At 37.5% G+C, this 20,117-nt stretch carries 15 protein-coding genes; 11 read left to right on the forward strand and 4 right to left on the reverse strand.

What is annotated here, in order from left to right; translation table 11 throughout:
• Positions 1 to 45: 45 nt before the first annotated feature.
• The 3 genes from OK025_RS20420 (at position 46) to OK025_RS20430 (ending at position 4,233) form a co-directional block, all read left to right on the forward strand.
• Positions 46 to 2,160: a catalase gene (locus OK025_RS20420; protein WP_317666571.1), complete on the forward strand. Its 2,115-nt coding sequence runs from the start codon at positions 46 to 48 to the stop codon at positions 2,158 to 2,160.
• A gap of 111 nt (positions 2,161 to 2,271) precedes the next feature.
• Complete coding sequence (locus OK025_RS20425; RefSeq protein WP_317666572.1) at positions 2,272 to 3,135, forward strand: SDR family oxidoreductase; 864 nt, start codon at positions 2,272 to 2,274, stop codon at positions 3,133 to 3,135.
• 267 nt (positions 3,136 to 3,402) lie between these two features.
• Positions 3,403 to 4,233: a hypothetical protein gene (locus OK025_RS20430; RefSeq protein WP_317666573.1), complete on the forward strand. Its 831-nt coding sequence runs from the start codon at positions 3,403 to 3,405 to the stop codon at positions 4,231 to 4,233.
• A 121-nt stretch (positions 4,234 to 4,354) separates the two neighbouring features.
• On the opposite strand, the gene OK025_RS20435 is transcribed toward OK025_RS20430, so the two are convergent.
• Both OK025_RS20435 and OK025_RS20440 read right to left on the reverse strand, forming a co-directional pair.
• On the reverse strand, positions 4,355 to 4,918 hold the full coding sequence (locus OK025_RS20435; protein ID WP_317666574.1) for a hypothetical protein: 564 nt from the start codon (positions 4,916 to 4,918) through the stop codon (positions 4,355 to 4,357).
• A gap of 744 nt (positions 4,919 to 5,662) precedes the next feature.
• Positions 5,663 to 6,079, reverse strand: coding sequence for a hypothetical protein (locus OK025_RS20440; RefSeq protein ID WP_317666575.1), 417 nt, complete (start codon positions 6,077 to 6,079; stop codon positions 5,663 to 5,665).
• A 1,125-nt stretch (positions 6,080 to 7,204) separates the two neighbouring features.
• Between OK025_RS20440 and OK025_RS20445 the strand changes: the two genes are divergently transcribed.
• The 6 genes from OK025_RS20445 (at position 7,205) to OK025_RS20470 (ending at position 11,886) form a co-directional block, all read left to right on the forward strand.
• On the forward strand, positions 7,205 to 7,612 hold the full coding sequence (locus tag OK025_RS20445) for a hypothetical protein (protein ID WP_317666576.1): 408 nt from the start codon (positions 7,205 to 7,207) through the stop codon (positions 7,610 to 7,612).
• Between the two features lie 362 nt (positions 7,613 to 7,974).
• A complete protein-coding gene (locus OK025_RS20450) occupies positions 7,975 to 8,682 on the forward strand; it encodes a DUF4304 domain-containing protein (RefSeq protein WP_317666577.1) in 708 nt (235 codons plus the stop codon).
• A gap of 48 nt (positions 8,683 to 8,730) precedes the next feature.
• Complete coding sequence (locus tag OK025_RS20455) at positions 8,731 to 9,291, forward strand: hypothetical protein (RefSeq protein WP_317666578.1); 561 nt, start codon at positions 8,731 to 8,733, stop codon at positions 9,289 to 9,291.
• Between the two features lie 389 nt (positions 9,292 to 9,680).
• Entirely contained in the window at positions 9,681 to 10,499 is an 819-nt protein-coding gene (locus OK025_RS20460; RefSeq protein ID WP_317666579.1) for an oxidoreductase, read from the forward strand.
• Positions 10,500 to 10,534: 35 nt separating this feature from the next.
• On the forward strand, positions 10,535 to 10,978 hold the full coding sequence (locus tag OK025_RS20465) for a DUF2147 domain-containing protein (protein WP_317666580.1): 444 nt from the start codon (positions 10,535 to 10,537) through the stop codon (positions 10,976 to 10,978).
• Positions 10,979 to 10,980: 2 nt separating this feature from the next.
• Positions 10,981 to 11,886: a helix-turn-helix transcriptional regulator gene (locus OK025_RS20470; protein ID WP_317666581.1), complete on the forward strand. Its 906-nt coding sequence runs from the start codon at positions 10,981 to 10,983 to the stop codon at positions 11,884 to 11,886.
• A 731-nt stretch (positions 11,887 to 12,617) separates the two neighbouring features.
• Here the strand turns inward: OK025_RS20470 and OK025_RS20475 are convergent.
• Positions 12,618 to 13,100 (reverse strand): adenylyltransferase/cytidyltransferase family protein, encoded by a 483-nt coding sequence (locus tag OK025_RS20475; RefSeq protein WP_317666582.1) that lies wholly within the window; start codon positions 13,098 to 13,100, stop codon positions 12,618 to 12,620.
• Positions 13,101 to 13,115: 15 nt separating this feature from the next.
• Positions 13,116 to 13,598, reverse strand: coding sequence for an adenylyltransferase/cytidyltransferase family protein (locus OK025_RS20480; protein WP_317666583.1), 483 nt, complete (start codon positions 13,596 to 13,598; stop codon positions 13,116 to 13,118).
• A 205-nt stretch (positions 13,599 to 13,803) separates the two neighbouring features.
• On the opposite strand from OK025_RS20480, the gene treY reads away from it, so the two are divergent.
• Positions 13,804 to 18,000 (forward strand): malto-oligosyltrehalose synthase, encoded by a 4,197-nt coding sequence (gene treY / locus OK025_RS20485; RefSeq protein ID WP_317666584.1) that lies wholly within the window; start codon positions 13,804 to 13,806, stop codon positions 17,998 to 18,000.
• 8 nt (positions 18,001 to 18,008) lie between these two features.
• A complete protein-coding gene (glgX, locus tag OK025_RS20490; RefSeq protein WP_317666585.1) occupies positions 18,009 to 20,117 on the forward strand; it encodes a glycogen debranching protein GlgX in 2,109 nt (702 codons plus the stop codon).

Consider the following 20,117-nt stretch of genomic DNA (forward strand, 5'->3'; position numbering starts at 1 on the left):
TTTGGTTTTGTTCACCTGATGGATCAAACCAGAACAGTATTGGATATGAAAAAAGAAAAGAATTTAAAAACTGCTGAGATAGATCAGCATTTAGTGGACAATTCCGAGCAGATTATGACCACCAATGATGGCGTGCCTATTTCCGACAACAACAATACATTAAAGGCGGGTGAGCGGGGGCCATCATTACAACAGGATCATATTTATTTTGATAAGCTGATGCATTTTGACCGCGAACGTATACCAGAACGTGTCGTTCATGCGCGTGGATCAGGAGCCCATGGAATTTTCGAAGCGACTGCTGACCTATCTCAATATACAAGCGCAGCATTTTTAAAAAAAGGAACAGTAACGCCTCTTTTTACTAGATTTTCCACAGTAGCAGGTTTCAAAGGCTCTACCGACCTTGCTAGAGATGTACGCGGTTTCTCTGTTAAATTTTATACCGAAGAAGGCAATTATGATCTTGTGGGTAACAATATTCCAGTTTTTTTTATTCAGGACGCGATGAATTTTCCAGATCTCATCCACGCGGTAAAACCAGAGCCGAACAACGAAATACCGCAGGCGGCATCTGCACATGATACCTTTTGGGATTTTGTATCATTGATGCCCGAATCTGCACATATGATCATGTGGACGATGTCCGATCGTGCAATACCCCGAAGTTTAAGGATGATGGAAGGTTTTGGTGTCCATACGTTTAAATTTGTGAATGCCCAAGGAAAAGGCACATTCGTTAAATTTCATTGGAAACCGAGATTAGGAGTCCATTCAGTCGCATGGAACGAAGCTCAAAAAATCTCAGGATTTGATGCTGATTTTCATCGGAGAGATCTTTATGAAGCTATTGAAAGGGGCGATTTTCCGCAGTGGGACCTCGGCGTCCAATTGATTCCTGAGGCCGATGAATTTAAATACTCGTTTGACATTCTTGATGCGACAAAGATTATTCCAGAGGAACTCGTGCCTGTTCAGATTATCGGAACCATGACACTAAATCGCAACCCAGAGAATTTTTTTGCAGAGACCGAACAAGCCGCTTTCGACCCCGGAAGGTTAGTGCCAGGTATAGATGTTTCGGATGATCCGCTTTTGCAAGGTCGGATATTTTCATATATGGATACCCAAAATTATCGATTAGGTGGTCCAAATTTCCATGAGCTTCCTATCAATCGTCCCGTGACCGGCAAACATAATAACCAAAAAGATGGTTTTGCGCGGTCTGAGATTCCTAAAGGTGCCGTGAGCTATTTCCCTAATAGTAAAGCTGTGGGTTGTCCTTATCATGCGATGCTCAATGATGGGGTAGGGTTTGAATCCCACAAGCAACTGATCGATGGCTCGAAAATTAGAGCCCGCTCAGATTCCTTCGCAGACCACTTTACACAAGCAAGACTATTTTTTAATTCACAAAGCCCAGAAGAACAGGATCACATGATCAACGCCCTGAGTTTTGAGCTTTCGAAAGTAAATGATGTCAATATAAGAAAGCGAGAACTGGCTATTTTGAACCAGATAGACCAGGGATTAGCAAAAAATGTCGGTACAAACCTAGGGCTTACCCCGCCAAAAGAACTTGATCCATTGACACTCAAATTCGCACGGCAGAACCATCCTCAATATCCTCTTAAACCAGTCAAACCTGAAGTTGACAAGTCTGCAGCTTTGAGTATGAAAGTAAAAGACGGCGCGGGTACAATCAAGAGTAGGAAGGTCGCTTTCCTTGTTGATAATGGGGCTAGTAAATCTTCCATAGATAAAATGAAAACGGCACTTGAAAGCGAAGGAGCGCAGGCCGTGTTAATTGCATCTCATGTCGGAAAGATCCGGTTCATGGAAGGGGCAGAAGAAGATATCCAACATTCCTATCTTACAGAGGCCTCAGTGTGTTACGATGCATTCTTCACACCAGCAGGCGAATCGGTAAAGACTCTTTCGCAAAATGCCGATTATCTCCATTTTATCAATGAAGGGTACCGACACTGTAAGGCCCTTGCATTTGCAAAAGATGCTGAAGGCTTAGCTGAACAGTCATTTATTAAAAAAGATAAAGGCGTTATTTTCGAAAGCAAGGACAATTTAACAGCCGATTTCATAGCGGTAATGAAAGGCCACCGTGTTTGGGAAAGAGAAAAATCAAGAAAGGTGCCTTCTTGATTTCTTGATATTCAACAAATAGTCCTTCTAACGAAGGACTATTTGTTTAACAGGCGAATAGAAGTAGGACTGGAAATCAGAAATGGTTTATAATTATTAACAAGAAGTAGCATGAAAAAAGAAGCAAGTAAAAAGATTCGACCGCTGCAAAAGCAAAAGCGACCGGGATTGGAAATAAATATGGTACCAGTTCCTGACACATCTCCACTAAAGTATCCTGCAGAAGGAAAATTAAAAAATAAGGTAGCGTTAATTACCGGCGGAGATAGCGGTATCGGCAAAGCTGTAGCTCTGTTATTTGCGAAGGAGGGAGCTGATATTGTTATAGCCTATCTTAGTGAAACAAAAGATGCAAAACAAACCAAAAAAGAGGTTGAATCCTTCTCTCGAAAATGTACGCTGATTAAAGGTGATTTGGGAAAAGAAAATCACTGTAAAAAAGTCATTGAAATTGCAATAAAAACGCATAAGAAAATTGATATTATTGTTAACAATGCTGGGCTTCACTGGGAAACAGAATCAATTGAAAAAATTTCGACTGAACAGTTAATCAAGACTTTTCAGAATAATTTCTTTTCTTATTTCTGGGTTACGAAGTATGCCATACCGTATCTTAAGAAAGGAGCAAGCATAATTAATACATCCTCGGTGACTGCTTATCGAGGCAGCCCAAAATTGATCGATTATTCTGCAACAAAAGGTGCAATAATTTCGTTTACACGGAGCTTGTCAGCAAATCTCATAGCTAAAGGAATTCGGGTCAATGCTGTTGCTCCAGGTCCGGTATGGACACCATTGATAGCATCATCTTTTGGTCCTAAAAAGAACGCCGAATTTGGAAGCGACTCTCCAATGAACAGGGCAGGAATGCCTAATGAAATTGCGCCAAGCTTTCTATTTCTAGCTAGCGAAGATTCACATTTCATGAGCGGTCAAGTTTTACATCCCAATGGAGGAGAAGTCGTAAATGGTTAGCTGAACAGATCAGAGGATACACCTGACGAATTCTACGCAAAGCATCAACAAAAATTGAATGCTTTTGAAAGGTTTGTTATCAAAAATATCGTTAGGCATAAGATGAATAAGAACGTTGCGAAGATAAGAAACGACAGGTAACAAGCAGTTTGACAAAATGGCGGATTTTTCGACTGGTAAAGTAAAACTATTTACGATATAGCGTTGTTAAATACATATATTATTACTGGAGTACTTGAAATAAAAACCTATTAATTATTAAACTAGATGAAAGCTATTTTTAAATTTACCCTGATTCTTTCAATTTTACTAACGCATTTAACAATTGCTTTAGCGCAGACAAAAGAAGATATCATTTTTCTTGCTGACGGAAGCCAAAAAAAGGGAAAGGTCGTTTCTATTAGCGATGATGTAATCAAGTTTTCATATACTGGAGAAGAAGTACAATACGAATTAAAACGTAAAGCAATTAATAAGATTGTTTTTGCGAACGGCAGGGAAGAATCTTTTCAAAACTTTTCGACTTCTCAAGTCAATAATGAACTCGCCAATTCAAATTTAGGCCAAAAAGACCAGGGGAATAGACTAGCTGTTATTCCATTTGAAATAGTGAGTAACGATCAAGCATTGGCTACAGATGCTATGCGTAGAGAAATTCAACAAGCTTGTATAGACGCGATGCGGTCCCGAGCATTATCCTTTCAGATCCAAGATCCACGAACTACAAATTCAGCCTTAACTAAAGCTGGAATAGGCCTGGCGGACATAGCTAACCATGTTCCGGATGAATTGGCGAAACTTCTTGATGTCGATTATGTGGTGTTGGGCTCGTATGAAATTGAAAATAAAGGTTCTTCCAGTTTCGGATCTGGTACAGCAACTTACAATAATAAAAATCAAGACAACAAAAACAAGGGGAGTGTAGTTCAATCCAACAGTTCATTTACAACAATAAATTATAACACGAAGGTGCAAATGAGCATTTATGATTCAAGTGGAAAGCAATTGTTTTCGGACACTAGAAAACCGTTGTTTGGCGGTTTGGATTCCTATAAAGGCGCTTTAAAAACATTGGCGAAACGTATACCTTTAAAATAAAATTTATATTTCCAACTTTGTGATGATATGTATTTGTGATCCAATCGCATAGAGTTTTCAATGGATTCAAATTAAGTACTACAATTTCTAGAAGTATAGGAATTAAATGCTTGATTTTTTTTTATCTAAACTTTATACCTTGTGTTTCAAGCTGTTCTGCGCCCGGAAAGATACCGAAGCTTCCAATTCTTCTTGTTGCCAGTTTAGTATGAATTTGATATTTTAATTTTCTTGATGTCGCTTGAATTTCTGTCCAGTCCCAAGCATTTACTTTTCCGTTGAATGTAGTTGAGATTTCGTTTTTCAATGCTCCGCTTTCATTAAAATGTCCGATGTGAGATTGATTGAGTTCGCTGTTTTTTAGTCCACCGAAATATAATTGAATAAGTCCCCAACCTTGTGTTGAATACCGAAAAGTGTGGCCTTTACAATATTTGGGGTTAAGGTCAATTTTTCTGAATAGGGGTTTACCTTTATGTCTTGGTGTCCAAAGTTGAAAAGCAACAGCAAATTTGTCTCCATTTTCAAGGTCAAATTTTGATGATATTTCGTTAACAGTTTTGTATTGGCAAATCCCTTGCCCGTATGGTGAATACGAGTCGTAAACCTGCAAGTCAGTGTTCCTGAAAATAAAGTCAAGAATTTTCAATTTGTCAGCTTTGTCAGCGAAAAAATTGTAGTTCATAGTTTAAGTTTTCTGTATTTTAGCCTTGCTGGTAGTGGATTACGTGTTGGCTAAGTAGCGTAACCGTATCGAAGATACGAAAGTAGAGCTGTTTCGCCAAGTCGCTTGTTATAAGTCAATGTTTTTTTTTTCATAAATATGCGAACATGTGAAATGAATGATGTCATCGGCAGCACTATCTTTACAAAACTTCATTGGAGCTCACCCCCAAAAAAACATTTCAAACTAATTGATACCTTAGGAAATGTCGTGCGAGAAAGAACGCGGAAAGTTAGGCCCGAACCGCAAAACTTTGTTTCATTCAGAAAGACTGACCTTGACATCTATGTATTGGTCAATAGATTTTTTACCAAAAGTATTTGCTTTGCAATAGATCAACAGGGTGATTTAGTTGTGCCCAGGGAGTCGACAGCAGCCGGTTTTCTTATTCTCTTTCCGTTCGCTGGCGCAGTTTATTTATACCTCAAGTTTCATCAATAAACACTTAGCGCGAGGTACGAAGGGTAGTAATTATTACCAGACAAACTTTTACCTTCGTAAAGACCTTGGATGGTTTCTGCCATGAAGCGTTCAAAACACCGAAGCCCTCTTGAGTATTTCTAAAAACAAACATTAACGAAAAATCGAATGGGTCTTTTTCTTTCATGACCGTGTCGTTTGAATAATTGAATATAAATAATCTTATTGAATTATTCCTCTGACACAGTTTACGTTACAGTCTCCTGCGATGTGGTAGTGAGTGTACTACTTGATTTCAAAATGCCAATTGTTGTCAATTAATGTATTTTGAGCTATTTCAAATTTCCGAATAACAGTTTGTGGATGTTTCTCCAACATTTCTGTTTTTAACTGTATAGAATCAACTGAAAAGATAAATATCATTTTATCATCATTAAACCTATAATTCGAGGGAGAGTCCCAATCGCCCATAACAGCGAAGTGGGTTGAATCGTTCGATTTAATAAAATAATACTGTCTCAACTGTTTATCGACTTTACCATATTCACTAAAATATAGTTTAGCATTATTGGTGGAGGAATCCTTTGTAAGGTAAACACAAACGTTTTTATCTGTTTTATTGACTATACAAAATCTTGGATCAATTCTATCACAAGAAACCAAAGTGATAGAAGCTGCAATTGCTATTTTTAATATTTTCATCCTGCTAGTATTTATCAAATTTCAATTTATACGAAAGATAAAAGAAACTTATTATTAACCTTTCATATCAAGTATTATTCTTTAATCAGTACAAGTTTGTTGTATGAATTGTTGTCGGAATTAATAACCGCCAACCCCGCTGATTAAGTTTGTTCCGTGTCATTTGATACCTTTTTATAAGCTGAGGATAATTTGCTTTCACTTTTTTCATATCGTATTCAATTGAATCAATTGAAAATATAAAAATATTTCCATCTCTGTCAAATTGCTGATATGGTTCTAATTACCAATAATCGAAAACCAAATTATATATTCTTCACTTTATCACATGCTGGCATCGGATCACTTTCCTTCTTACGCATACAACCAAAAGGACAGCAAAGTACCAACATGAAAATTTATTTTAAAAGTGCGTACCTTGACATTAAATCAAGCAAAAGAAAAGGCAGCCCATAACAGCACATTTTCAATAGGCAGGGCGTGTTTAGTCATTACGTTAACTTTTACTATACTATATTTAAAAATTCAAAGCGTGTTTATTTTTTTATGCACAAACAAATAGTTGTACGATTTTAAGAAGAGTCAAAAAACTATAGAATTTAAAAGTTATTGAATTTCCACATCATCCTTTTCTAACTCAAAAAAGTAACTGAATACAATTGCAGCGATTGAATAGCACATTATTGGTTGCAGAACTCCAACGGTATTACACAAACAGATTGTGGTACCAATGCCAAGAATTGCCGTAGAAACCAAAATTAGTCTTACCCATTTTGTGTCCATTCTACTATGTTTCTTAAGCCAGTAGAAGACTAAAATATAAATAATTAGGGTTGGTATAGAGAAGAGGAGACTTACGACCGATAGCATGATTATAGCCACCATTGCTGCATCGGCACCTAATCCAGCTGCCAGAATAAAAAGAATCGCACCTATTAATAACGTGCTTCCCCAATGTTTAAAAACGTACAACCAGTTCGTAGTTTAAAGCTTATGCGGTATGTAAGGCTATTTTAATCGTTACTTTTGGATCATAAGTCATGTTCGAATTTAAAATTAACTTTCTAATTTGGCAAATTACGTATATTTAAGAGTTATATGACATAGTTGTAAATCAAGTACTAAATGGAACAAAGAGAATTTTCCAAATTAATACTTAAATTCCTGGAAGGAAATTATCCACAGTTTGCTCAGACAATAAAGTTTCAAGATGACGGATCGTTTGATTGTGATTTAAAAAGTGAATCCGAAATATTTTCAATTTGGATTACAACATATAATAACGAAATAACTATTGGAATTGAAGATCCAAATGGAAAAACAGATATTCATCGTCATATTTCATGTTATGGTTTAGATGATTTAGAAGCTTGTGTTGCAGAATTGTCATCATTTATTGAAAATATTAAAGCCGACAATTTAGTTTTATATCAAGATGAGGATGGAAAATATGATTGGATAGAATCATTTGAATTTGAAAACCTTGATAACTGTAAAAAGTTTTCCTGGAAGATTAATCACGACGTCACATAATAGCAGTTTTTCCCCTTCCACCCGAATATACACATATGAAAAAGTATTAACCTTAACCTTCTCTCAGTGATCATTACTGTTATAGATCCACATAGGCTCTGTTTGACCTGCTCGTTCAAAGCCCTTCTTTTTATAAAAGTCGATAGCATTTCTATCAGCCGTAAGCATCTGCAGTGAAGACCCTTTTAAATCTCTTGCATTTTATCCATAATCAGACGCCCAACACCTTTGCCTTGATAAGAGGGTATTTATTATGATTAGCATTCTCCATAAAATCTATTTGCGAATTTGGTAAATTGCGTATATTTAAGAGTTAGTGATCAGGCTAAACAGACATTCCGTAACAAACAGAAAGAATAAAATTGGGACTACTTGATATTTTTAAACGACAGGACAAATCCAAAAGTGAAACTGAACAATCAGCAATACCGACAGGTTTTAAAACTCATCTTGACATAGTTGAAAAAGATATTTATGCCAAACTAAAATCATTCGGTTTTAAGAAGAACGGTAGGACGTTTAACAGACGGCTTGACGATGGGATAATTCAGGTAATCAATTTACAAAGTGGACAATATCCCATTGGACAGGGGTATAAAATACCGGGGTTACGGGAAAATTTATACGGAAAGTTTGTTGTTAATCTTGGCGTATGTATCGAAAGCCTTTACAAATTTCAATCACCGACAGAAAACAAAAAATATTACAAGGAATATGAGTGCCAAATCAGGGCTAGACTTGGAGCCTTATTAACAGGACAAGACTATTGGTGGACTATTACGGACGACAACAATAAAATCACACAAGAAATTATTGAAGGAATTGAAACGACAGCATTTAAGTGGTTTTCAGGTTTAGAAACGAAAGATAAAATAATTTCTAACAATGGAAAATTACCGTATGACGCTACACCAAGAGTAAAGTTGGACATAGCACTAATTGTATGGTTTGACGATAAAGCGAAAGGTTCTGAATTATTCAAAGATTATTACCACAGCATTCAACCAGCGAAATCATCACATAAGGCGTATGTCAGAGATTTAGCAAAAGAACTAGAAATCGAGCTATGACGACAAAAGCCCAAATTGTTTTATGCAGTTTTAAAAAGACTTCCCTATATGACTCTAGAAGAAATAATTAATCATCATAGAAATACTTACATCAATCAATTAATTTCCTTTTATGAAAACAGAGGTAATGGTGTGAAAGAAATATTACTAAAATTAAGTTCTGATGAAGAAACCTTATTATTTAATTTAACAAGACCTGATTTTTTGTCAAATAAAGATGGCAATTATGGTATCGAAGAATTATACCCAGATACATTTTCAAATCATCAGCCTATAAATTTTGTATATAAAAATTTAAATATAGAATTACACCCTATATTTTGGCACGGAGTTGAATTTATTTTGGATTCAAAATTTGCAGAGTTTGAATGGTTAAAAAGTTGGACTACTACAGCTCTGAAAGAGAACAATGATGAATCTACTAATGAATTAGATTTGCTTGAGGCTATACATAATGTATCTATACCTAGCATTTCGGAAAAATCAACGATTTTCACAGTAGACTTTGGCACTTCAACATCCGAAACATTTTTCGCGTTGTTAAATACTATTAACGAAACTGGCGCTAAAAACATTATCATAAATTCCTTTGATTTAATTGAAGAATAAAAATTGCATACAACATCGTATTGGCAATAATGAGACTGACAGTTATAAACTCAACATTTGTAATTCTAACGGGCATTTGTTCAAGGTTCAACTTTGGTTCTTCGAATGAACATTTTTTGCTAAAAATCCCTGCCTTAGGCCATACCTGAACCGTTGTAAGCCATTTTAATACACGGCACGTCAAAGAAAGTATGGAAAATCTATTTGAAAGCCAAGAGCAAATTAAAGAACTAATTCAACGAGCTGAAGAGGAAGGCGAGACAAAAAGGCTTTGGAAAAACAGGAAGTTTTCGTTTTCTGTAAAATGTATTTAACAATCGTGGATTTGTATACAACAAGAGATTAAGGTATTCCCAACTTTGCAGTATCAAACTTTAAATGTTGAGAAGATGAAAAAAGTAATTCTTATAACAGGTGCAAGTTCGGGAATGGGTAAAGAATCCGCAAAGGCGCTTATCAAGCAAGGACATATCGTTTACACTGTTGCTCGCCGCATTGAAAATATGCAGGATCTGAAAATGCTGGGTGGACATCCAATACAAATGGACGTAACAAAGGAAAGTGATATCGACAGGGTTGTCGATATCATAATTTCAGAACAAGGAAAAATTGATGTATTATGGAATAATGCAGGATTTGGACTTTATGGTTCTGTTGAGGATGTTCCCTTAGATGAGGCGAGAAAACAGATGGAGGTAAATGTTTTTGGAATGGCTGCAATGACACAAAAAATAGTACCTCATATGCGGAGAGCAAAATCCGGAACAATTATCAATACTTCCTCGATGGGGGGAAAAATGTATTTTCCAATGGGAGCATGGTATCACGCCAGTAAACACGCAGTAGAAGGTCTGAGTGACTGTTTGCGATTGGAATTGAAACCTTTTGATGTGAAAGTTGTCGTGCTGGAGCCAGGCTTTATAGCAACTGAATTTGGTTCAGCGCTCTTAGATCAGTTTGATCAATTACCAAAAGACAGTGCCTACAAAAGCATGATGGATAAGATCAGAAAAGGAACGGCTGATGCTGCAAAAGGAAACGGCTCCTCTTCACCAAAAGTCATTGCCGATGCGATTATAAAAATCGTCAATTCAAATAAACCCAAAACGCGGTACAAAGTTGGTAAGTTTTCAGTCATGATGCCCTGGATGCGTATCTATTTAGGAGACGAGTTGTTTGATACAATAGTAATGAGCCAAATGAAATAAATCCTTTTTATTAATCATAACCAAAATACTGTAAAATGAATACGATTAGACTCTTATTCCTGTTGATGATGGGAATATTTGGCAATGCTTATGCGCAAACTGAGAATGAAATAATAGGCAATTGGGAATCTGATAAGAAAGATGTGATCTTAGAAATTTATCGCAGTGGCGATAGCTACCAGGGCAAGTATATCTGGGGAAAACAAATTGTGGAAAGCGATGGAAAGACCTCCAAAAAAGACTTGAAAAATACCGACAAAAACCTTCGGACGAGAAATATCGTGGGCATTACAAGTTTAACTTCTTTAAGGTGGAATGGTAAAGAGTATACGGACGGAAAAATCTATAATGCGCCAAGCGGAGATACCTATAGTTGCAAGGTGTGGATTAAAAATAATAAATTATATTTACGTGGATACTTAGGGCTCTCTTTATTGGGGCAAACAGCAAGTTTTCACCGAACTTTAGACAGTAAATAGAAATGAAGCCTGTAATCAATATAAAAACTATTTCCGACATCAATAAGTTTGTACAGCATAAAACCAAACATCCATTGGTTACGATAATTGATTTCAGCAAAATGGATGACGTAATGGAAGAAGGAATGCGTATCAGCTGTGATTTTTATTCTGTGATGTTTAAAAATTATTGTGCAAACAACATGCGATATGGAAGGCAGTCGTACGATTTTCAGGAAGGAAGTTTGGTCTGTATCGCTCCCAAACAGGTGGTCACTATGGATAATGAGATAGAAAAAAAGGAAGACGTGATGGGCTGGGGACTATTTTTCCATCCTGATCTCCTGCATGGGACATCTTTAGGTTCAAAGATGAAAGAGTATACCTTCTTTTCTTACGAAACATCAGAGGCATTGCATCTTTCGGATAAGGAAAAAGAAACATTATTTGACTGCATTAAAAAAATTGAAACGGAACTAGAGGAAAATATTGATCATTATAGTCAGACTCTGATCGTTTCCAATATCGAACTATTGCTCAATTACTGCCAGCGCTATTATGGGAGGCAATTTATAACTAGGAAAGGTTCGAACAGAACTATTGTTGGAAAAGTAGCGGATGTATTGACGAATTATTTTAATTCGAATGAACTCATTCAAAATGGGTTGCCTTCAGTGACTTGTCTTGCTGAAAAAGTTAATCTCTCGCCCAATTACCTCAGCGATTTACTAAAGAAAGAAACAGGCATGAACGCCAAAGACACGATCCATTATTACCTAATAGAAGAAGCCAAAGATGTTCTTTTAGGGACTAATAAAAGCATAAGTGAAATAGCTTATGAATTAGGGTTTGAATATCCTCAATACTTCAGTAAACTATTTAAACAAAAAACAGGAAATACACCGCAGGAGTTTCGAAACTTAAATTAATACTAGTAAGTGAAATTTTTTCATAAACTTACTGTATTCTTCATAATTTATCTTGCGGGTATTATACCGAACCTGTTTCAGACTATAATTGGTATTTTATTCAACGGTGAATTCCCTATAATGTTCTGTCTTGTCATTACAAAGAAAACCCCAAAACAAATTGTTAGCGATAAGCTGATCCATTTTTTTATGATCTGTTGCACTGAGAAAGAAGAATATAAAAAGGATTATCTAACTCTTTGTGAATGATGATCTAGTTTAAAAAAAGGGAATTCACTGTTTAACACTGTTAGACTGCAAAGTTGAATTTCTTATAAGCATAAAAAGTTGATTAATGTCCAGGTTAGGGGATAAAACCGAGTGAACATAATTTGTACATCGCTTTGCTTCCCGAAGAAAAGTTTGATGTACAATAAGTAAAATGACCGTGTCGGGGTAAAAATAATTTACAAACGAAAAGAAAAGCCCTGTGTCTTTAAATACGAGGCGATAATCTATCAGCAGCAATTCTGGCCTTTCATTGATGTAAGAATTGCTGCTGATAGAATCAATAGATGTTGCTTCAAGTACAATATTTGCCGGACTTTGTATATGCTCAGAAAAAAGTATACGGTAGGCGAACAGTAGCTTTCTCAAATTCGTAATAATACCAATATTGATTTTTTCCATACCTAACGATATTATTGTTATTTACAAGCTTTCTACTTATCGCTACCGATATAATGCTACCTTTAAAATTGAGGTATACGTTGATTTAGGGATAGCATGTCAGATTTGTGCTGAAAAGCATTTTCTCCCTTTTCGGCTTCTTTGTCACTTACAATTTTGCGAAGTGATTGGCTCGAGAACCTATTTTTGTTTTTGGTATAGCATATTTCGATACCTTCCGAAATACAGTAATCCTTTCCTGAAAAATCGACCAATTTATATTCTTCACCTATAAAATACGTGTGAATGGGCAGCGACTGAAGCATATCCGTGATGTCTTTATCCGATTCAAAAGGAATAATTTCATCAACAAATTGACAACCCTCCAATTTGATAAACCGTTCGACCATTGTTTGTGCTGCATCTTGGGATTCAGCATTCTGTATGTTTGAATCGGTTTTAAGTCCTACAACCAAATAATCACATTTGCTCTTAGCTTCCTGTAGTGCAACAATATGGCCTACATGTAACATGTCAAATACGCCGAAAATAATACCTACGTTCATATATTCATTATTAGTTTATGCATTTATACGCTTTAAGGCGTAGTTAACTCCCTCATTTATATTTACTACTGAACCCAGACTGGCTCTTTCTTTCGATGCAATTATTCGGCGTAAAGAAGAACTCGAAAACCTGTTTTCCCGTCTATTGAAATACAATTCTATTCCCTTTTCTTCGCAGTATTGCCTTCCTGTAAATGCTTTATCCATATATTCATCGCCTAAGATCCGCACATGTATTTTGAACGAACGTAATACATCTTCCAGATCCTGTTCTGTTGCATATGGAATAATCATATCTACATGTTTACATGCCTTTAATTGCATATAGCGTTCAAATACAGATTGTGTTGGCTTGTTTTTCTCTGGACGATCAAGTGTTGGATCGGTTTGTAGGCCGCAGATCAGAAAGTCGCAATGATCTTTGGCATCTTCGAGCATTTTAATGTGACCTGCATGGAGCAGATCAAAAGCAGAAAACGTAATTCCTATTTTTTTCATTTTATATTATTTTATAAACTGCAATTATTGAAGAGGTATAGGTAGAACGTAGCTCAAAAAGATTCGTTTTAATTTTAAATTATTTTTTTTCTACAGTATTTTCAGATTTCTTAGACCTTTTTCCATCTTTCTTTTTTGAAATTCATATGAACTAAAATTGCTGGCGGACGTTCTGATCTAAAATGAAATTCAGCGAGCCATGCAGATGAATAGAAATGTATCTATAAATACACCAAAGACTACTTACAGAATTCAGTTTCACAAAGAATTTAACTTTTCGGATTTCAAAAGGATCATTCCTTACTTAAGAGACCTGGGCATCGATACAATCTATGCTGCACCTATTTTTCAGTCAACACCAGGCAGTATGCATGGTTATGACGGTACAAATTTGAATAAAATAAATAGTGAGCTTGGTACGCTGGACGAGCTGAGATCCATTAAAAAAGAGTTAAGTGAATATCATATCAAATGGTTACAGGATATTGTTCCGAACCATATGGCGTTTCATCCCTCGAATGAATGGCTAATGAATCTGCTCGAATTTGGACAGACATCAAAATTTAGCCATTTTTTTGATACCTGCTATAGTTCCAATGTATACGAGAAAGGAAAGTTAATGGTGCCTATCTTGTCTGAGACCTTAGACGAAACGGTTTCAAACCATGAAATTACTGTCGTTTTCTCAGACGATAGTCTTCGGCTTTCTTATCAGGAAAACCTCTATCCACTTTCGCCTGAATCCTATTTTTTCATCCTTAATGATTATTTAAAAGCAAGCCAATCGGATTATAGTGGACTTCTGGTTCAAATAAATACGGCTCAAGCTAATGGAGATGTTGAGGAATGGAGAGAACTCCGTGCGCATATTTTTAAGAATCTTTCAGATGAGAAATTAAAGCATATTCTTGATCAGTTTAATAATAATCTGGAAAGTATTCACGAACTGGTGGCTAGTCAGAGTTATGAGCTTTGTCCTTGGTGGTTTACAAATCAACGTATAAATTTTAGACGTTTTTTTACGGTCAATGAATTGATTTGTTTAAATGTGCAAGACAAAAATGTATTTGAGCAGTCGCATAAGCTTATAAAAAAACTTGTCGATGAAGAACTGATTGATGGATTAAGGATTGATCATATTGATGGACTTTATAAGCCTACTGACTATTTATTTAATTTGAGGAAATTAATCGGTCCACAGCCTTATATAGTTGCGGAAAAAATACTTGAACAGGGGGAGAAACTTCCACTCGAATGGCCTATACAGGGAACAACAGGTTACGATTTTTTGTCGGCTTCCAATAATGTTTGCTCCTGTAAATCGGGAAAGAAAATATTGGACAAGTATTATAGAAAAGTTATTGGAGAAAATATATCCATCAAAAAACAACAGTATATAAAAAAGAGCATAATTCTCAAGGAACACATGCTGGGCGAGCTTAATAACCTGGCCCGGTCATTGGCATCACTTTTAGCCGTTAAAAGTCCGAATAAGCTAGGGTCTTTAAAAGATATTCTAACCTCTTTTCTGGGATTTTTCCCTGTTTATCGATTATATGACGAAAGCTTTCCACTGGTGGCAAACAATTTCGATCTGCTGTCTTCTCTTTTTAAAAAGTTGACCCGAAAGCCCGAGCTCGATCAAAAGCTGGTTAATCAATTTCGAGAACTGTTTGAGCAAGCACAGGCAGATTCAGAATCGCCGAGCCAAACTGCTGTGGTTGATTTTTTTCTCCGATGTATGCAGTTGGCCGGCCCAGTAATGGCTAAGGGGGTGGAAGATACGTTAATGTATACCTACAACCGTTTTATAGGACACAATGAAGTCGGCGATCATCCGGATAACTGGGGGCTAAGTAAAAAGAAATTCCACAAATTAATGCAGGAAAGGCAAAACTTTTGGCCACTGTCCATCAATGCAAGTTCTACACACGATACCAAACGTGGTGAAGATTCGCGAAGTCGCTTATTAGTCCTCACCGCTATGGCTCGGAAATGGGTTAAACAGGTTCAGATTTGGCAAGATGTGGTTTGGAATGAATATCGAAAAGACCTCCCACATCCGAATGATGAATATTTTATTTATCAGTCATTGGTAGCGTCTTATCCAATGGAAAAACAAGATGGTGAAGCATCCAAAGCATTTGAAAAACGTTTTTTGGACTACTTGGTTAAATATCTGCGCGAAGGGAAAGAGCGCTCGAGCTGGGAAAATCCAAATCTAACCTATGAAGACGCTGTTCGGGAATTTGCCTCTTTTTTGCTTGATAAAGATCGTCCATTTTTTACGAGCTTTTATCAATTTATTGAAGCGGTAGCTGATTTCGGGATTTTAAACTCGCTTACACAGCAAATCTTGAAATTTACTTGTCCCGGTGTACCTGATATTTACCAGGGGTCGGAACTCTGGAACCATAGTTTTGTTGATCCCGACAATCGACGACCGATAGATTATCAATTAAGTGAAAATCTGCTGCAGGCAATTGAAAATATGCCCAACGACAGTCGAATTCGACAATTATGGCAGAATAGATACGATGGGACAATTAAACTATGGTTTGTTAAGGAATTGGTAAAACTCAGAAAGTATGATGCTGCACTTGCACCAGATAGCAGTTATATTCCGTTAAAAGTAAGCGGTCGTTACCGTAAACATATTTTGGCATTCGCGCGTAGATCTGGAGATGATTGGATGATCGTAGTACTTCCGCTACACCTGGCTGCTATCGGTAAAATCTCCAAATTCGTAACTGGCTCATTTACCTGGGCAGATACGAGCGTTCATCTTCCCGTAAATCATTCCGTGACCTGGCATCACATGCTATTTGACGTAGCGGGCGAAGGCACAGAAATTTCAGTGAACGCCATTTTTAGGGATCTTCCAATGGCTATTTTAAAATACAAAAGTACCCTACCTAAGCGTAGTGCGGGTGTTTTAATGCATATCAGCTCATTGCCATCATCCTATGGAATTGGTGATTTGGGATCCGGAGCACGTCGTTTTGTTAAACAACTACATTATAGCGGCCAAAGCTGGTGGCAAGTTCTTCCTTTAGGGCCGACAGATGTAACGCAAAACCATTCTCCTTACAGCACCCTAAGTAGTAGAGCAGGTAATCCATTATTCATCGATTTAAACGAATTACTAGAATTTGGCTTATTGGAAAGGGGGGAACTAAAGACTTTAAAAAGAAATAGTTCTAAAACAATAGATTTTGCTGATATAGTCTTCACAAAAAACAAACTTTTGGAGAAGGCATTTAATCGTCTTTCTGTTCAACATGCGCTTGATTTCTCCGAATTTGTAGCCCGTGAATCTTCGTGGCTTGAGGATTATGCACTTTTCAAAGTTCTAAAAAACAGACATGGGAATCGTCCTTGGTATGAGTGGCCAACACAATACAAACATCGCGATAGTACTGCAATTAACGATTTCGCAGTTGAATTCGCAGATGAATTGCGAAAGGAAAAATGGTTTCAATACCTATTTTTCAGACAATGGGATGCCATAAGAAACTACGCATACGATTATGGCGTAAGATTTATCGGTGATATTCCATTTTATGTTGCCTATGATTCTGCCGATGTTTGGGCCAATCCGCACTATTTTTCCATAGGGGAAAATGGTACTATTAAAAATGTTGCTGGGGTTCCGCCTGATTACTTTAATGCAGCGGGGCAATTATGGGGGATGCCGACTTATCATTGGGAATCACTCAAAAAAGATGGCTACAAATGGTGGATTGAGCGCCTGTCACACAATTGTGCGCTGTTTGATAGGTTGCGGCTTGATCATTTTAGAGCATTTTCTTCCTATTGGGAAGTTCCCTTTGAAGAAACTTCCGCCAAGAATGGAAGTTGGTCAACAGGTCCTGGTTCGGATTTTTTTGATCAAGTAAAAGTTCATTTAGATGACATGCCTTTTATCGCTGAAGATCTTGGAGACATTGATGCGAAGGTATACGATCTGCGCGATCAATACAACTTTCCGGGCATGGCGGTTTTACAGTTCGCTTTTGATAAAGATATGGCACATTCGCCCCATATTCCACATCATTATTGCAGAAATTCTGTTGCCTATCCGGGAACACACGATAATAATACGACACTTTCTTGGTATCGTGAAGATCTTAAATCATCGAGTAAAATAAATATCAATACCTATTTTGGACAAATTATTGACAGCGGAAATGTAAATGAGGTCCTCATACGATCACTTTACGCTTCTGTCGCAGACACAGTCATTGTTGCGATGCAAGATATCCTCAATCTTGGTGGATCATGTCGTATGAACCGACCTGCCACTACGACCGGAAATTGGTTGTGGCGCATGCAGAAAAGAGCTTTTTCTCCAAAACTTCAGGCGAGATTAAATGACTACGCAAAAATATACAACCGTTAAACATAAAGATGGAAACAAAAATCAATACTGGAAGCCCTTATCCTTTGGGCGCAACTTACGATGGAGAAGGGGTTAACTTTGCCCTTTTCTCCGAAAATGCCGAAGCTGTCGAACTTTATCTCTATGATAGTTCGAACCAACAAGAAATCGAGCAATTTAAAATAACGGAGAAGACGCATCAAGTTTGGCATATTTATGTTTCGGGAATTAAGCCAGGACAACTGTATGGTTATCGTGTGCACGGTCCTTACGATCCGGCCCAGGGGCATCGTTTTAACCCGCATAAATTACTGATTGATCCCTATGCGAAAGCAATTTCGGGTGTCGTACAATGGAATGATGCTTTATTTGCGTACAATATAGGCGAGGACGATTTGAGTTTAGATACAACTGATAGCGCCCCTTTCGTCCCGAAATCTGTGGTTATAGACGGTCATTTTGATTGGGGGGACGACCATCCTCCGCGTATACCGATGCACCAAAGTGTGATTTATGAAACACATGTAAAAGGTTTTACAGCAACTCATCCAGAGATTCCCGAAGAAATAAGAGGAACATACGCAGCCTTGGCGCATCCTGTCACCATAAATTACTTAAAGGAATTGGGGATCACTGCAATTGAATTATTGCCTATACACCATTTTATTACAGACCGTCACCTTCAGGATAAAGGACTAACTAACTATTGGGGATATAACAGTATTGGTTTTTTTGCCCCTGATGTGCGCTATTCAGCTTCGGGTACCTATGGAGAACAGGTCGTGGAATTCAAGGAAATGGTAAAAGCACTCCATAGTGCAGGGATAGAAGTTATCCTTGATGTCGTTTACAATCATACAGGCGAAGGGAATGAAATGGGGCCAACACTCTCTTTTAGAGGAATTGACAATGCTTCATATTATCGTTTGGCTGAAGATCCACGTTATTATATGGATTTTACTGGAACAGGCAATACATTAAATACCCGCCAGCCTAATGTACTACGGCTGATCATGGATAGTTTACGCTATTGGGTGCAGGAAATGCACGTTGATGGATTCCGTTTTGATCTAGCTTCAGCATTAGCGCGGGAGCTCCATGACGTAGATAAATTGAGCTCTTTCTTTGACGTTATCCATCAGGATCCCGTGATCTCACAGGTTAAACTAATTGCAGAACCGTGGGATATTGGAGAAGGAGGGTATCAGGTCGGCGAGTTCCCCGCCGGTTGGGCCGAATGGAATGGAAAGTATCGTGACTGTATCCGCGATTATTGGATCGGAGCGGACAGTATGATCGCTGAATTTGCTAATCGCCTAACGGGATCCTCCGATTTATACCGGGGTGACAATCGTACACCTTCCGCCAGTATAAATTTCATTACTGCACATGACGGATTTACGCTCCACGATCTGGTATCGTATAACGAAAAGCACAATGAAGCTAATGGTGAGGATAATAACGATGGAGAAAGCCACAACCGCTCCTGGAACTGCGGGGCAGAAGGACCTACAGATGATTCTACGGTAAATAACCTAAGAGAAAAACAAAAAAGAAACATGCTCGTCACCTTATTTCTTTCCCAGGGAGTACCTATGCTTGTCGCTGGCGATGAACATGGGCGAACACAGCAGGGCAATAATAACGCCTATTGTCAGGACAATGAGATTTCATGGCTCAACTGGGCCAATGTAGATGTATCTTTATTGGACTTCACTAAAAAATTGATCCATTTTAGGCGAGAACATCCGGTATTCTGTCGTCGCAAATGGTTTCAAGGATTGCCTATCCGCGGTACAGGTGTTGAAGATATCGTATGGTTTCTTCCAGATGCATCTGAGATGGATGATCATCACTGGCAGGAAGACTATGCGCGCTCACTCGCTGTGTTTTTAAACGGTGCGGGAATTAGATCAGTAGATACTGATGGAAAGAAAATCGTGGATGCTAATTTTTACCTGCTATTTAATGCGTATTGGGAAGATGTAACCTACACGCTCCCCGGTGAAAATTATGGGGCTGGTTGGTTTAAGATCTTAGATACGAATAATGATACGATAGAAAGCTTTGGAAACTATTCAGCAGGAGATTCTATTTTAGTGCCCTCACGTTCCATACTTTTATTTCAGTCACAATAA

Source organism: Sphingobacterium sp. UGAL515B_05 (assembly GCF_033097525.1).
In the GTDB taxonomy this organism is placed as follows: Bacteria; Bacteroidota; Bacteroidia; order Sphingobacteriales; family Sphingobacteriaceae; genus Sphingobacterium.

Coding starts and splice junctions, on each gene's coding strand:
- OK025_RS20420 (WP_317666571.1), top strand. CDS start 46: ATGAAAAAAGAAAAGAATTTAAAAACTGCTGAGATAGATCAGCATTTA.
- OK025_RS20425 (WP_317666572.1), top strand. CDS start 2,272: ATGAAAAAAGAAGCAAGTAAAAAGATTCGACCGCTGCAAAAGCAAAAG.
- OK025_RS20430 (WP_317666573.1), top strand. CDS start 3,403: ATGAAAGCTATTTTTAAATTTACCCTGATTCTTTCAATTTTACTAACG.
- OK025_RS20435 (WP_317666574.1), bottom strand. CDS start 4,918: ATGAACTACAATTTTTTCGCTGACAAAGCTGACAAATTGAAAATTCTT.
- OK025_RS20440 (WP_317666575.1), bottom strand. CDS start 6,079: ATGAAAATATTAAAAATAGCAATTGCAGCTTCTATCACTTTGGTTTCT.
- OK025_RS20445 (WP_317666576.1), top strand. CDS start 7,205: ATGGAACAAAGAGAATTTTCCAAATTAATACTTAAATTCCTGGAAGGA.
- OK025_RS20455 (WP_317666578.1), top strand. CDS start 8,731: ATGACTCTAGAAGAAATAATTAATCATCATAGAAATACTTACATCAAT.
- OK025_RS20460 (WP_317666579.1), top strand. CDS start 9,681: ATGAAAAAAGTAATTCTTATAACAGGTGCAAGTTCGGGAATGGGTAAA.
- OK025_RS20465 (WP_317666580.1), top strand. CDS start 10,535: ATGAATACGATTAGACTCTTATTCCTGTTGATGATGGGAATATTTGGC.
- OK025_RS20470 (WP_317666581.1), top strand. CDS start 10,981: ATGAAGCCTGTAATCAATATAAAAACTATTTCCGACATCAATAAGTTT.
- OK025_RS20475 (WP_317666582.1), bottom strand. CDS start 13,100: ATGAACGTAGGTATTATTTTCGGCGTATTTGACATGTTACATGTAGGC.
- OK025_RS20480 (WP_317666583.1), bottom strand. CDS start 13,598: ATGAAAAAAATAGGAATTACGTTTTCTGCTTTTGATCTGCTCCATGCA.
- treY (WP_317666584.1), top strand. CDS start 13,804: ATGAATAGAAATGTATCTATAAATACACCAAAGACTACTTACAGAATT.
- glgX (WP_317666585.1), top strand. CDS start 18,009: ATGGAAACAAAAATCAATACTGGAAGCCCTTATCCTTTGGGCGCAACT.